Source organism: Pseudomonas sp. P4_C3 (assembly GCF_056402075.1).
In genome coordinates, this window is record NZ_JBFUIC010000109.1 from 1 (window position 1) to 16019 (window position 16019).

The 16019-nt window shown below is 60.2% G+C and carries 7 protein-coding genes; 2 read left to right on the forward strand and 5 right to left on the reverse strand.

What is annotated here, in order from left to right; translation table 11 throughout:
- Positions 1-216 precede the first annotated feature (216 nt).
- Both phnX and AC1DVH_RS17710 read left to right on the forward strand, forming a co-directional pair.
- The gene (gene phnX, locus AC1DVH_RS17705) at positions 217-1044 is read left to right on the forward strand and encodes a phosphonoacetaldehyde hydrolase (protein ID WP_477754898.1); all 828 of its coding nucleotides are present in this window, start codon (positions 217-219) and stop codon (positions 1042-1044) included.
- 262 nt (positions 1045-1306) lie between these two features.
- Positions 1307-1867 (forward strand): cytochrome b, encoded by a 561-nt coding sequence (locus AC1DVH_RS17710; RefSeq protein WP_477754899.1) that lies wholly within the window; start codon positions 1307-1309, stop codon positions 1865-1867.
- 35 nt (positions 1868-1902) lie between these two features.
- On the opposite strand, the gene AC1DVH_RS17715 is transcribed toward AC1DVH_RS17710, so the two are convergent.
- The 5 genes from AC1DVH_RS17715 to AC1DVH_RS17735 all read right to left on the reverse strand — a co-directional run.
- Entirely contained in the window at positions 1903-2829 is a 927-nt protein-coding gene (locus tag AC1DVH_RS17715; RefSeq protein WP_477754900.1) for a 1-aminocyclopropane-1-carboxylate deaminase/D-cysteine desulfhydrase, read from the reverse strand.
- A gap of 71 nt (positions 2830-2900) precedes the next feature.
- Positions 2901-4940 (reverse strand): 2,4-dienoyl-CoA reductase FMN-binding domain-containing protein, encoded by a 2040-nt coding sequence (locus AC1DVH_RS17720; RefSeq protein WP_477754901.1) that lies wholly within the window; start codon positions 4938-4940, stop codon positions 2901-2903.
- Positions 4941-5190: 250 nt separating this feature from the next.
- Positions 5191-5838, reverse strand: coding sequence for a hypothetical protein (locus AC1DVH_RS17725; protein ID WP_477754902.1), 648 nt, complete (start codon positions 5836-5838; stop codon positions 5191-5193).
- A gap of 610 nt (positions 5839-6448) precedes the next feature.
- A complete protein-coding gene (locus AC1DVH_RS17730) occupies positions 6449-7159 on the reverse strand; it encodes a hypothetical protein (RefSeq protein ID WP_477754903.1) in 711 nt (236 codons plus the stop codon).
- A 50-nt stretch (positions 7160-7209) separates the two neighbouring features.
- Positions 7210-16019 (reverse strand): peroxidase family protein (locus AC1DVH_RS17735; protein WP_477754904.1); only part of this gene is annotated, 8810 nt, incomplete at its 5' end.

The window sequence follows — 16019 nt, forward strand, 5'->3', positions numbered from 1 at the left end:
GCTTGCAGTTTGGTTGGGTTGGAGTAGTTCATGGCAATTAAATTCCTGTAGAAACTGACTATTGGAGAGCAGCTTTTACTGTGGGAGCGAGCTTGCTCGCGATGAGGCCCGTTCAGTCAGCACATAGGTTGAATGAGAAACCGCCATCGCGAGCAAGCTCGCTCCCACAGTAAAAGCTGCTCTCCAATAGTCAGTTTCTACAGGAATTTAATTGCCATGAACTACTCCAACCCAACCAAACTGCAAGCCGCCATCCTCGACTGGGCCGGCACCGTGGTCGACTTCGGCTCCTTCGCCCCGACGCAGATTTTCGTCGAGGCCTTCGCCGAGTTCGACGTCCAGGTGTCCATCGAAGAGGCCCGTGGCCCGATGGGCATGGGCAAGTGGGATCACATCCGCACCCTGTGCGATCTGCCGGAAGTCGCCGAGCGTTATCGCAAAGTGTTCGGCCGCACGCCGACCGACGATGACGTCACTGCGATTTACCAACGTTTCATGCCGTTGCAGATCGAAAAAATCGCCGAACACTCGGCGCTGATTCCCGGGGCACTGGAGACCATCGCCAACCTGCGCCAGCAAGGAATCAGGATCGGCTCCTGCTCCGGTTACCCGAAACAGGTCATGGACAAAGTGGTCGAACTGGCTGCCACCAACGGCTACGTCGCCGACCACGTGGTCGCCACCGACGAAGTCCCGAATGGTCGCCCATGGCCCGCCCAGGCACTGGCCAACGTCATCGCCCTGGGCATTGACGATGTCGCCGCGTGCGTGAAGATCGATGACACGGTGCCGGGCATTCTCGAAGGTCGCCGCGCCGGCATGTGGACCGTGGCGCTGATCTGCTCGGGCAATGCCCTGGGCCTGGACTACGAAGGTTATCGCGCGCTGGGCAGCGACCAACTGGACAGCGAGCGCAAGCGCATCCACGCCATGTTCGAAGGTTCGCGCCCGCACTACATGATCGACACCATCACTGATCTGCCGGAAGTGATCGCCGACATCAACAAGCGTCTGGCCAACGGCGAAATGCCGCAATCGAGCTAAGAAATCGCAACTCCCCCTGTAGGAGCGAGCTTGCTCGCGATGGTCTCAAGCATGCCGCGGTTACCCAGTGGGTGTGCGTCATCGTTGGCGACCTTCGCGAGCAAGCTCGCTCCTACAGGGGAATGTGTTTTTCTGCCTGTTACCCGAGCCAGAGCATCCCGCGACCGATCGCCACAGACAAAACCGGTGAAACAGGATTACAGTTAAAGCACACCGTCAAACAAGAACGGTGGCTTTAAACCGGACCGCTGAGGAACACCGTATGCCGTGGAAAAACTCCGAATCGCGCTACAGCACCGTATCGATCGCGCTGCATTGGTTGATGCTGGTCCTGTTGGTGCTGGTTTACGCCTGTATCGAGTTTCGCGGGATCTTTCCCAAGGGCAGTGGCGGGCGCACGCTGATCGTCGAATCACACTTCCTGCTCGGCCTGACCGTATTCGTTCTGGTCTGGGTGCGATTGTTCGCGCGCAGTCTCGGCCCGGCGCCGCAGATCTTCCCGGCCTCGCCACACTGGCAAACGACGCTGGCCAGGCTGATGCACTGGGCCCTGTACATTTTCATGATCGTCACGCCGATTCTCGGGTGGCTGGTCACCAGTGCCAAAGGCAATCAGGTGATGTTCTACGGTGTCGACCTGCCGATGCTGGTAGCGGAAAACAAGGACCTGGCCAAACAATTCCAGGGCTGGCACGAGCTCGGCGGCACGATCGGCTATTGGCTGATCGGCCTGCATGCCGTGGCCGCGCTGTATCACCATTACGTTGTGGGCGATAACACCTTGCTGCGGATGATGCCCAAGGGCGTGAACCGCGATACCTGAACTTGACGGCAACCCCCATTGATTTGCGGTGCGTTTCAGGCTTGTGAATCAATCCCCCGTCGCCCCTGCAAGCCGCCGGTGTGGACAAAGATCAACCGCGTGCCACGGGCAAACTTTCCCGCCTCGACTTGCTGCTTGAGGGCCAGCAGCGCTTTGCCGGTGTAAAGCGGCTCAAGGGGAATGCCGCTGGCCTGTTCGGTCTTTTCGATGAACTCGATCAGCAGCGGATCGACCTTGGCAAAGCCGCCGCGGCTGRCATCGATCAGTTCATACACCGCATCGATCAGACCCGCTTCCTGCACGATCCGCTCAACCTGCTGCGCCACCCCATGATCGCCTGGCACCGCCAGCGCACCGTAAACCGGGTGATCCCCCGCCTCGGCCAGCACCAGGCCCGCCAGGGTCGTGCCGGTCCCGCAGGCCAGCCACCAGGCGTCGTAGTTGCTCCAGCCCCAGCCCTCCAATTGCGCGCAAACGGCGGCTCGCAATGGCATGCAACCCAGGGCGCCTGGCAAACCACCTCCCCCCTCAGGCACCGGATGCAGCGTCGGGTAGCGGGTGTGCCAGGGTTGCCAGAAACCTGCCTCATGCCTCGCCCGATAGCCTGCGTAACCCAGCCAGTGCAACTGCATGCCGAACGCCTGCAAGTCTTTGACCGTCGGGGTTTCCTGAGGATGCCCGCGCAGCAGGCCGACGGTGGAAAAGCCGAAACGCTTGCCTGCCGCCGCTAACGCGTGGAGGTGATTGGAGTGCGCGCCACCGAGACTGATGATGCCTTCGGCACCGAGGCGCTCGGCGGTCTTCAGGTGCTCGATGAGCTTGAACCATTTGTTGCCGCTGATCAGCGGGTCGATCTGGTCCAGGCGCAGGATCGCCACTTCGATGCCGGCGTGAGTGAGCCAGTCGAGGTGAAGGGGGTCGAGGGGGACTTGAGGAAGCCAGTTGTCAGGAGGAGAAAGCATGATGCCGGATCATTGGAGTGATCCGGCATCTTAGCAGCACCTTTGTGGCGAGTGAGCTTGTCGGACGTGGATTACAACTGCGCCGCCAACCGCGAACCCTGATTGATCGCCCGCTTGGCATCCAGCTCTGCCGCAACATCCGCGCCACCGATCAGGTGCACGCTCTGCCCCGCCGCCACCAGACCGTCATGCAACTCACGTAGTGGATCCTGCCCGGCGCAGATCACGATGTTGTCCACTGGCAGCACCTGCGGCTCGCCGGTTTCGCCGATGCGGATGTGCAGGCCTTCGTCGTCGATCTTCAGGTATTCGACGCTGTTGAGCATCTGCACCTGTTTGTTCTTCAGGCCGGTGCGATGAATCCAGCCGGTGGTCTTGCCCAAGCCGTCGCCGACCTTGGATTTCTTGCGTTGCAGCAGGAACACCTCGCGGGCCGGGGCATGGGGCGCGGCCTTTATACCAGCGACACCGCCGCGCGCTTCAAGGTGCGTATCGATGCCCCACTCCTTCCAGAACGCGGAGCGATCCTGACTGGTGGCGACGCCTTCATGCACAAGGAACTCGGAGACGTCGAAACCGATACCACCGGCACCAATCACCGCGACGCGCTTGCCGACCGGTTTGCGCTCCAGGATCACGTCCAGGTAGCTCAGCACCTTGGCGTTTTCCACCCCCGCAATGGCCGGCAGGCGCGGCGCAATGCCGGTGGCCAGAATGATCTCGTCATAGCCGCCCTCGACCAGCCCGGCCACGTCGACGCGGGTGTTCAGGCACACCTCGACGTTGGTGGTCTGCAACTTGCGGTTGAAGTAGCGAATGGTCTCAAAGAACTCTTCCTTGCCCGGMACGCGCTTAGCGATGTTGAACTGACCGCCGATTTCGCTGGCCGAATCGAACAGCGTCACCTGATGGCCACGCTCGGCGGCCACGGTCGCGGCAGACAAACCAGCCGGGCCGGCACCGACCACAGCGATTTTCTTCAGTTGCTGCACGGGCAGGTAATTGAGTTCGGTTTCGTGACAGGCACGCGGGTTGACCAGGCAGCTGGTCAGCTTGCCGCCGAAGGTGTGATCGAGGCAGGCCTGGTTGCAACCGATGCAAGTGTTGATCTCATCGGCGCGACCTTCAGCGGCCTTGTTGACGAAATCCGGGTCGGCGAGGAACGGCCGCGCCATGGACACCATGTCGGCATCGCCTTCGGCCAGGATCTGCTCGGCCACTTCCGGGGTGTTGATACGGTTGGTGGTGATCAGCGGAATAGTGACCGAACCACGCAGCTTGGCCGTGACCTTGCTGAAGGCCGCGCGTGGCACTTTGGTTGCGATGGTCGGAATCCGCGCTTCGTGCCAGCCGATACCGGTGTTGATGATGGTCGCGCCGGCCTGCTCGATGGCCTTGGCCAACTGCACGATTTCTTCCCAGGTGCTGCCGCCTTCGACCAGGTCGAGCATCGACAGGCGGAAAATGATGATGAAGTTCGGGCCTACCGCTTCGCGCACGCGACGCACGATTTCCACCGGCAGGCGCATACGATTTTCGTAGCTGCCGCCCCAGCGGTCGGTGCGGTGGTTGGTGTGGGCGGCGAGGAACTGGTTAATGAAATAACCCTCCGAGCCCATGATTTCCACACCGTCGTACTCGGCGGTTTGCGCCAGTACCGAGCAGGTGACGAAATCGCTGATCTGCTTCTCGATGCCTTCCTCGTCCAGCTCCTTGGGCTTGAACGGGTTGATCGGCGCCTGGATCGCACTAGGTGCAACCTGTTTCGGGCTGTAGGCATAACGACCGGCATGGAGGATCTGCATGCAGATCTTGCCGCCCGCATCATGCACGGCACGGGTGACGATACGGTGCTTGAGCGCCTCTTCTTCGGTCGTCAGCTTGGCCGCACCGGAATACACGCCACCCTCGTCGTTCGGGCCGATACCGCCGGTGACCATCAGGCCGACACCACCACGGGCACGCTCGGCAAAGTACGCCGCCATGCGCTCGAAGCCACCCGGTTTCTCTTCAAGGCCAGTGTGCATCGACCCCATCAGGGTGCGGTTGCGCAGCGTGGTGAAACCCAGGTCCAGCGGAGCCAACAGGTGCGGGTATTGAGCGGCGGTCATCGGTAACTCCACATCGAGCGATCACGGAAAGTGCGGAAGCTCTACGGCCCCCATCAGTCATGTTCGACAGACTAAGAGTCGCGACGCTGTCGCTCAATGACCGTAACTGACAACTTAATGATCGAAGTGAGCAGCTACAACTCAAAACCAAAACGACCTTCCGGTGCAGGTTCGGATTGAAACCTGCACCAGGAAGGTCGCTACCTTTCGGGCTCTGGACAAGCCCGCAAGATTTACGCGCGGAACCGGCTTAGCATGCGCTTGCTACCGTCCGCGCAGGCGCAACGTAGTCGTCCTGTTGTTTCGCTCGCTGGGTCAACACCAGCATCGTCAGGAACCCCAGCGCAATCAGTACCGGATAAGCCATCAACAGTTCGGAAAGAGAATACTTCCAGGCCAAAGGACGTCCGACACCCAGCATGGCGGCATACATCCAGGACACTGCCGACAACGACCCGCAGGCCAACGCCAGCATCCGTGCACTGAATCCGAGATTGAGCAGGGAGCCTGCCTTTTGCAGTGCCGGCAGTACCAGGCGATGCAACAAGACGCCGTTGTAACTGAGCAACGCGACAATAATGACTTTGGCTTGAAGCTTTGGATTCATGAAGTATTCGACACCTTTACCCAGGTAATCAATACCGACGACAGYGACACCCGTTACCCACAGAGCTATTAGTGCAACGATGACAGACTTCTGAAGACTTTCCATGTGAGCATTATCATGCTCAGTCAATACTTTCCGTTTTAAAAGATCTCTAACCATCGCAACATCACTGGTCAGCACCAAACCGATGGCCACACAACACGCCACCAAATGAACGTAAATAACGCCCAGACGCAAAAACTCCATGAATTCCTTATTTTCCAGCAGACTCATAATGGTATTTATCGCCACGGTATTTTCTCCACCTTATTCGACAGTACAGATCGACTACTTGACAGGATTTTTTACTTATTCAAATATCCTGTGCGACCTTACTTCTAAAAGATAAGCCAAGTCATGAACCCGGCACTGTTAACCTCATTGATTCGCTCGGCAAATCAATGAACGGCTTGTTTATCACCTCCCTGAACTTCAGATAAAAAACCCCAATTTGCACTCACTGCATTTGAGATCCAACTTCCACTTCTTTTTTTGCGATTGCGGGGGCAGGTCATGGCTGACGTGCTTGAGAATCAGAGGCCACAGACGCTCCAATGTTCACTTTTCGAACAAACCACCGACAAGCGGTGCGTAGCGCAAGTGCGCCTGAAGCGACAGTAATGAGCCAACTTTCGCGCTATGCCCCACCACAACTGGCCTGCTTGATTACATGCAGTTTTACAACTGCATATTGGATCCGCTAGTTGTTATACATCCGACAACACGCGCAATAGCGAGCGACTCTCATCCAGAGCAAACTCCGATTGCGAATTCCACGCTGATTCGGCCACCCTTTCAGGCAGATGGCAACGCAGGATTAACTTAAACAATAAGGGTGTAAATCAAGTCTCTGCGCTCATGCTCAAAACCCGAAGTAAACAAATGCCGTGGCTGCCGCTATACCCCATGCGGCCAACGCCATGACTGTCGAATTGTGCGGTAACCGGGATTCGCTCAAGCGCTGTAAGCCGGGCTTGGAAAACCCGGTTTGGTCATAACGGCAATCCATGATTGCCCGGTAGGTATATCGGAGGCCGACCAACAGAAACAGGGTGATCAGGCCGAGGACAAGTCCACGCCTGACAGGCGGTTTAACCAATGGTGCAAGGTGATCCTGTTCGCAGGCAATGCTATTGACATGCGCAACGGTAATTAGTTGATAGTCCGTCGAAGACCGCTTTTGGCCAATCTGGATCGCCGCCTGTTGCTCTAGATCCAACACCTGATACTTCCAGAGCGTTGACGAACCTTTGCGGCAGAAGGTAAACGCTGCAGGACTTGAGACGGCGATAATAAAAGCGTCGTTGATGTCCAGTTTTTTCAGCGTTTCTGTGGCTGACCTGGTGAAGCCCAGGTCGAAGACCGAAGTGATCCCGGTAGCAGAAGCCGCGACCGCAACCAATAGGCTGCTCAAGAGGCAGATGGCTGAAATGTTCAAGGCCGGGTTTCCTTTTTCCATTGTTTCTTTGATTTCGCAGTTCGGTTCCAACTTGCCTTGATGAGTTCCAGTACGCTGCTGGCATCCCGATAGCCAGTGGACAATTGAATGGAAGGAGAAAGGGAGGGCATCCATTACCCTCCCCTCCGCTGTCCACGCTCCTTGCGACAGTACTGACCAGGACCTCAAGTGGCCAGAATGAAGTCCGTCTGATCGACGGCCGCGCTGTTGACACCAACAAGGTGAATGGTGTCCGCCCCGATCCCTACCACCGTGTCCGCCCCGTTAGCCGTTATGGTCACGTTGGCAGCGAACGTCGCGCTGTTGATCCCCAGCGCCGTGATATTGAGCAAGTCCTGCCCGGCCGGATTGGCTCCGAAGTTCAGGATCGTATCGTTGCCGAAACCCGCGGCAGCAAACACGAACGTATCGTTGCCGGCGACGCCGCCACTCATCACGTCGTTACCGCCACCGCCGGTGAGAACGTCGTTACCCGCACCACCCACGATATTATTGCCGAGCACGTTGCCGGTGCCCGCGAAGTTGCCGCTGCCGCCGAAAAACAGATTTTCGACGTTGGCACCCAGGGTGTAGCTCGCGAGCGAGGTCCAGACCGTGTCGTTGCCGCCACCGGCGTTCTCGCCTACCACGTCCCCAAGGTCGGTGACTTCGTAGATATCGTTGCCAGCACCACCGGCCATCGTGTCGGCACCTGCGCCACCGATGAGGACGTCGTTACCAGCACCGCCCACGAGTGTGTTGTCGAGCACGTTGCCGGAGCCCGCAAAGTTGCCGCTGCCGCCGAAAAACAGATTTTCGACGTTGGCACCCAGGCTGTAGTTCGCGAGCGAGGTCCAGACCGTGTCGCTGCCGGCACCGGCGAGCTCGATCACCACGTCCCCAAGGTCGGTGACTTCATAGATATCGTTGCCAGCACCGCCGGCCATCGTGTCGGCACCTCCGGCACCGATGATGATGTCGTTACCCGCACCGCCCGCGATCGTATTGCCGAGCACGTTACCGGTGCCCGCGAAGTTGCCGCTGCCGCCGAAAAACAGGTTTTCGACGTTGGCRCCCAGGACGTAGCTCCCGAGCGAGGTCCAGACCGTGTCGCTGCCGCCACCGGCGAGCTCGCTCACCACGTCCCCAAGCTCGGTGACTTSGTAGACATCGTTGYCGMCRCCRCCGACCATCGTGTCGGYACCTGCGCCACCGATCAGGACGTCGTTACCCGCACCGCCCACGAGCGTGTTGTCGAGCGCGTTGCCGGTGCCCGCAAAGTCGCCGCTGCCGCCGAAAAACAGATTTTCGACGTTGGCACTCAGCGTGTAGCCCGAGAGCGAGGTCCAGACCGTGTCGTTRCCGGCACCGGCGAGCTCGGTCACCACGTCCCCRAGGTCGGTGACTTCGTAGACATCGTCGCCAACACCGCCGRCCATSGTRTCGGCACCCGTACCCCCGATGAGAATGTCATTGCCSGCRTCACCATTGAGGATGTCGTTGCCGCCCAAGCCGTTCAGGATGTCGTTGCCAGCACCTCCGCTGGCAATGTCGTCGAATGCCGTGCCGGTCCATATGTCGACACCGGCGGTACCGACAAACAGAGTACCGGCGGCCACCGGGGCCGTAGCGTCGGACGCAATGCTTTCGGCCGTACCGAAGTCATCCACGTAACTGACCACCACGCGCACCTGATCGCCGACCTGAGTCTGGCCAAGCGTGAACGTGCTAGCGGTGGCTCCGGCGATGTCGACGAAGGTGACCCCATTGGTCTCCTGCCACTGGAAGGTGAACTGCGGATTGCTGAGGCCATCGACGTCGATGATGCTCGACGGGTCGGCGGTCAACACCTCGTTCAGAAACGCAAGCCCGAGGATGGTCGGCCCTGCGGTCGCTACGCTGTTCCCCGCAGAATCGACGATCTCCAGCGTACCCTGGGCATCCTGATACACCGCCCGAACGCGGAGGTTCAGACCGGCGACATCGTCCGCCACCAGATAGGTGGCGCCGGTTGCCCGCGATACCTCGCCAGCGGCGAAAAAGGTGATGTCTTCAAAGACACCCGAGCCCGCAACGTTTTCGACCTGCCAGTAGTAAGCCACCGGACCGGTAACCGCGCCGGTCGGATTGGCCGCACTCACGCTGTCAGCATCGCGTATCGACTGATCGCTGACGCGCAACAGTTGGCCGGCGACAGGCGCATCGGTACGCGCACCGGTGGTGGCATCGAGGATCGCCAGACGCCCCACAGGACCGCTGTTCAATGCGGTGCCGACGCCGGACGCCTGCGCCTGGTCTGCGAACTGCAGACGCTCGATGCCCGTCAGGCGATCGACGCCATCACGCCCGGCCACCAGGTCGGTCACGATGACGGCGTTGCCATCGACAGCGACGCTGTACTCCGACGCATTACCGGAGAACACCGCGGTGTCGAAGCTGTCAGTGCCGGTCAGAATCTCCCGCACGATGACCAGCTGGCCCGGATTGTAAGTACCGTTCAGCATTGCCTGAACCATCGGCGCCATGCTGTCGAACGTGGCGATTTCCGCGCCAGTGCCATCAGCGTTTGCCCGTACGCTGATGCGTACGTTCAGCCACTTGTCACCATCGAKGATGTCGTCACCACCGCGGCCTTCGATAAGGTCGCTGCCGCTACCACCGAGGATGATGTTGCCGCCGTCGAAGAACGTCGCTCCGACTGGCAGCAGACCCGCCAGACCGTTGATCAGGCTGATGTTGGTCAGCACACTGCCGGTTGCACCCGCGGTGGGTAGCGATGTCGCATCTTCGTTATCACCGCGCAGGAAGTCACCGTGGGACGAACCCGACAGGCCTTCCATGATGTCGAAACGAACCAGCGCCGAGGCTCCCGAACCCGGCATCGGTGGCACATCGAAGAAGCGGTCGCTGTAATCGATGGTCACGCCCTGGGCGAGATCCTTGAAGGTTGCCCAGTCATAGCCGGAGCCGCCGATATAGCGGTCACCCATGCCGAGACTGCCGACCATGATGTCGTCGCCGCCTTCGGCGTTGAACTTGTCGTTCTCGTTGCCGCCGACGAATACATCGTTGCCGATTACCGGATCGTTGCCGAGCGGATCGAAGTTGTCGCCAGGCGCACCGTCCGAGGTACCCTTCTCGATCCAGTCGTCGCCTTCGTTACCCATGTCCTGTTCGTTGGCTTTGCTGCCCAGGATGAAGTCGTTACCCTGGCCACCAATGGCCTCGGAGGCGTCCTCACCGGTCACGATGAAGTCGTTGCCGAACCCGCCAATGATCAGGTTGATGCCGTTGCCTCCGTGYAGCACGTCGTTGCCGTCGCCACCCTGGATGTTATCGTCGCCACCGGTGTCGGTGATGATGTCGTCACCGGCACCACCGCGCAGTTGGTCGTTGCCGTCACCGCCGTCGATGCGATCGTTGCCACCATCCCCCCAGACTGTGTCATCGCCTTCACTGGAGATGAGTATGTCTGCGTTGTCTGTGCCACCCAGCACGATGTGCTCGGCACCGTTGTAGCGGATGTAGTTGGTGTCCGCCCCCACTGTCAGCGGGTTGTCGCGGAACACCACCTGCTCGCCGTTCGGGCCGAGCGGGTCGACGGTGACCAGGCCTTCGTTGAACTGCCTGCCCTGGTCCACTTCCAGATAGAACCCCGGATCCGAGAACACCAGGCCCGGCAAGTGCGTGGCCGAAGTGTTGGCCATGATCAGCTTGGCGAACGAGTTGCTTTCAAGTTCCGCATTCATCGACAGGCCAGACGTACGCTCCAGATAGTAGAAGCGGTCGCCGTCCTGCAGTTTTTCCAGCTGGTTCTCGAACACGAAGTTGAATGTCGTGCCGAGCATGCCGCCGAACGGGGTTTTCTCTTCGGCCAGGCCGCCGATCCACAGGTCGATGGCATCGACACCCGTGATAGTCACACCCTTCAGGTCGTCGGCAGTGCCCACCACGCCATCCGTGCCGGGCAGCGTTACGTTGGCAAAGGCACCGGTGCTGTTGAGGAAGTCCAGGCGGTCAGCCGGCGCACCCACACCACCGAAGACCAGTGCCAGGGCTGCAGCGCGTTTGCCTTCCAGCGTGGTCGCCGCCGTGATCGTGTCATGCGTGCCATAGGCCGCGATGAAGTTGATCAACGACTCCGGATGCTTGAGGTGCTGCACCAGATCGACCCAGCTGGTGTACGGCTTGAGTTGGGTATCACCGGTTTGGCTGTAGATGTCGCGGCGGATCGCATTGAGTGAGGGAATCCCCACGTCGCGGCCACGGGCGATGTTGAGCGCCGGCAGGTCGAGCGGCAGGCCGAGCAGGTTATTGCGCAGTGCCTCGGTGACGAACTCGTCGATTTCGTTACCGGTTTGCCGCGTCAACCCGCGCACGATCGCACTGGTCGCGTCCTCTGGCGATACGCCACTGGCGGCGTACGCCAACGGGTTGAGGAACGCCGCGATCAAGCCCATTTGCTGATCGGGATTAGCGCTGGCCGGATCGCCCACCACGTTGAAATCGATGTCGTAGCGATCGACGGTCTCGGTCAGCATCGAGTGGCCAAACCGATACACGGTGTGGGCGAACTCGGCGACGATCGAGGCATCGAGGTCGACGTCGTAGACCTGGGTCGGTGCAAAGAACAGGTCAACGTTGGGCTGGATGGTCCGCGCAAACTCCTCGAACACCAGGTGTTGATACTGCATCTCGGTGCCGAACTTGGCAGCCTGGAACAAGCGCTCGCCATTCCACAGCAGCGCATCGAACTCAGCCTGGGTGGCTGGCAACGCGCTCACCGGAGTGAGCAGCCACTCATTGAGGAAGGCTACGTCACCCGAATCGAGCACGGTGTCCTTGGTCTGCTGGACCAGGCGGTTGTGCTCGGAGTGGAAGATCGCATGCACCGCGGTCAGGCCGATGTTCTCGTTGACCCGGCCGTCGCCGGCGATGTAGTGAGCGTCGAGCAGTTCGTTGTCATAGGTCAGGTTGTTGCCGCCCGGGCCAGCGGGCTGCGCATTGCCGACAATGGTGTCGGCATCCGCCAGCAGAACCCCACCGACGATTACCGGCGCGGCATTGTTGTTAATGTCGACGAGGAACTGGTGACCGGTGCGCACAGCATTGGTCAGGTTAAGGGGAGCAAGCGGATTGCCTTCGACAAGGACGTCATCCGCGGTGCCGCCAAGACCGTCAACACCCTTCATCACCACCATCGGGAAGCCGTTCGGCCCCTTGATGAAATTGCCATAGGCGTCAGTCGCCAATAGCGGGGCATTATCGACATCGGCATCGGTAAGGTTGATACCCAGGATGTCGCGGGCCTGTGCCTTGACGACCTTCCAGGTCGCCATGCCACCGATTTCGACGTCGTCCGCGGTACCAAACGAGCCATCCACACCCAGATCACGGTTGGTGATCAGCCTGCCGGTCGCTACGGGGCCGTTGTCAGTCATTTGATAAGCGCGCAGGAACACCTGATGCGACGGGTGCGAGCTGTAGGTCTGGTTCTGGTCCACGAACGGCGTGGTGGTGTTGGTTTGCTCATGGATGTCGTCGGCCGTGCCGAGAATGCCATCCGCCCCTGGCAGGTTGGTCGCGCGGGTCAGCACCATGAAGTTGGTGTTGCCGCCTGGCACAAACAGCGGATCATCCGGTTGCAGCGGGATGAACACGGTGCCCGAACCGCCTTTGGTCACCAGGTCCAGACCATGATCGAAGAACTGCCCGAAGAAGGTCATCCAGGCGTTGAACGGCGCAGACAATCCCGCATCCGCCGCGGTGTTCTCGAAAAAGTACACATTGTGGTCGTCGGCGGTACCAAACTGTCCATCCATCCCGGGGCTGGCGACTATCTGTACGCCATCCTTGAGCACGTCGTCGTTACCCACCGCGCCGAAGTTGAGCACACCGTCCAGGCCCGGGTCGAAAGCCGTGGCATAGGCCGCCGGGTTGTTCGCCGTCTGATCGACGATCAGGTTACTGATGGTGCGCGGCTGCGAGTCAATCACAAGGCCGCTGTTCTGCGCATACGACGTTCCCGCTTCCGCCGGATTGAAGACCGGATCGGTCAAGCGCGGGAAGACGTTATCGGCGGCACCAAACTCGGTGTGATTGTTGCCGTTGAGGTTCATCAGGTTGTTGTTCGACCCGTCGACTGCACGCAGGCCCAACGGCGCACGGATGTTCGGGATCAGCGAGAGGATGTCCTGACCGGACGCTTCCGCCTCGGCAATCTTGATCTGGTCGAGGATGAAGTTGAGGTCGGAACGGACCATGTGAAGGCCCGCGCCACCCGCGGTGGCATCGACTACAGGTACCGCCGCCGTTGGCGTGACCGGTGCACCGGCGACTATGGTAGCCGTCGGCGTGGAGAACAGGATCTCCGTGGTGCCATGACCGTCCTGATAGATCGCCTTGACCCGCAACGACAACCCGGCGAGGTCGGGAGAGACCTTGAACGCGGTGCCATCGGCGCTTTGGAACGCCAGGTCGCCAGCCGGCAACAGGATGATGTCCTCGAATACGCCGGTGCCTGGATTGGCCTCGAACTGCCAGATGTAGGACACCGAGGAGTTGTTGAGAGTACCCAGCGGATTACCCGCCGCGATGTTGTTGCCATCGCGCACCCCTGCGACGCTGACCGTCAGCGTGTCGCCCACCGTTATCGCCCCGCCGTTGCCATCCGTGACGGTAGGACTGCCAACCGGTTGGGCATTCTGCCCCGGCACCAGCACTAGCTGGTCATCGGCGAATTGCAGGCGTTCGATATGCAGCAGGGTATCGGTGCCGTCGCGACCCGCTACGCTATCTGTCACCGTATAGACATCGTCCGCCAAAGTGGCCGTGCCGCGGTCGTCAACGGTAACCGTATACTCGGCCTGAAGCCCGGAGAAGATGGCGGTGTCGAAGGCCGCCCCACCCGTTGAGGTACCGGGCATGATTTCCCGCACGGCCTTGAGCTGGCCAGGGTTAAAGGTGCCGTCCAGCATGAGCGGGATCATATCGACCATGCTGTCGAAGGTAGCGATCTCAGGGCCGGTATGGTTGACGTCGCCGGCGGCATAAACGGCAATTCTGACGTTGATCCATTTGTCGCCATCGATCAGATCATCGCCACCGCGGCCTTCGATCAGGTCGCTGCCATTGCCGCCGAGGATGATGTTGCCAGTGGCAAAGCCAGTGACCGGCAATCCGGCATCGGCCAGGAACTGGTCCAGGCCGCGGATCAGCGCGACATTGGTCAGCGCACTGCCCGTGGTACCGCCGTGGTTGACGATAGTGACTGCATCGACATCATCGCCTTTGAGCACATCGCCGAAACTCGAACCGGACAAGCCTTCGACCTCGGCAAAACGGTCAAGAATCGAGGCAGGCGAGGCGCCGACCGGATTGAACACGCCGGCATTCTGGTTGGGTGCATTGCCGTGTGGCTGCGCCAACGCGGCCAGGCTCAGGTCAACGGTCACGCCAACCTTGTCATTCTTGTAGGTGACCCAGTCGAAGCCGGACATGCCGTCCATCTTGTCCTGGGCATCGCTGCCGACGAAGATGTCGTCGCCACCCTCGCCGATCATTTCGTCGAAACCGCCACCACCGACAAAGATGTCGTTACCGATCACATCGTCATTGAGCAACGGCGAGAAGTTATCGCCAGGCGCACCGTCCTGGGTGCCCTTCTCGATCCAGTCATCACCTTCGTTGCCGGTCGGTGGCAGGTTGGTCTTGGCGCCGAGGATGAAGTCATCACCCTGACCGCCGAAGGTGGTGCTGATGTCTTCGGTGGTGATGATGAAGTCCTGACCATCGCCACCCAGGATCAGGTTGCCTGCGGCAAGCATGCTGCCAACCACGATCACATCGTTACCGGCATTGCCTTCCAGACGGTTGTCGCCGAACGAGTCGCTGATGATGTCATCGCCCGCGCCGCCCAGTACCGCATCGTTCCCGGCACCGCCTTCGAGGCGGTCGTTGCCGGCGTCGCCGTAGATGGTGTCATCGCCGTCACCGGAAATGATGATGTCATTGCCGGCGGTGCCGCCCATGACGATATGGTCTTCACCGGTGTAATGCAGATAATTGGTGTCCGGCCCCACCGTGTCGGGGTTGTCGCGAATCACCAGCGGCACGACTTCCACGCCGTTGATCATGATGCCGCCCGTCGGATCGGCACGGCTGTCCACGCCCAGGCCGGTGAACTGGGCGGCCTGATTCACTTCGAGGGTGAACGTCGGCGTCAGGAACACAGTGTTCGCCAGGTGGGTGACATCGGTGTTGAGCATGATCAGCTTGGCAAAGGAGTTGTTCTCCAGTTCAGTGCCGAAGTTCAGGCCCGCGGTACGCGACAGGTAGTAGAAGCGGTCGCCGTTCTGCAACGCCTCCATCTGGGTTTCAAACACGAAGTTGAACGTCGAGCCGAGCATGCCGCCGAACGGCATCTTCTGTTCGGCGAGGCCACCGACCCAGAAGTCGATGTCGTCGACGCCCGTGATCGTCACACCCGTCAGGTCATCTGCAGTACCCGGTACCCCATCTTTACCGGCCGTCGTTACGTTGGCATAGGCACCGGTGCTGTTGAGGAAGTCCAGGCGGTCAGCCGGCGAACCTGCACCACCGAGTACCAGCGCCAGGGCTGCAGCGCGTTTGTCTGCCAGCGTGGTCGCCGCCGTGATCGAGGAATGCGTACCAAAGGCCGCGATGAAGTTGACCAGCGACTCGGGGTGTTTGAGGCTGTCCGCCAGGTCAGCCCAACTGATGTATGGCTTGAGTTGGCTGTCACCGGTTGATGCATAGAACTCACGCCGCGCCTCATTCAAGGTGGGGATGCCAGTGTCGCGACCACGCGCCAGGTTCAGGGCCGGCAAATCGAGCGGCAGACCGAGCAGGTTGTTGCGCAACGCTTCGGTGACGAACTCATCGATCTCGTTGCCGACCTGGCGGGTCACACCGCGAACGATCGCCCCTGCCGCCTGGTCCGCAGTCACCCCGCTGCCGGCGAACGCCAGCGGGT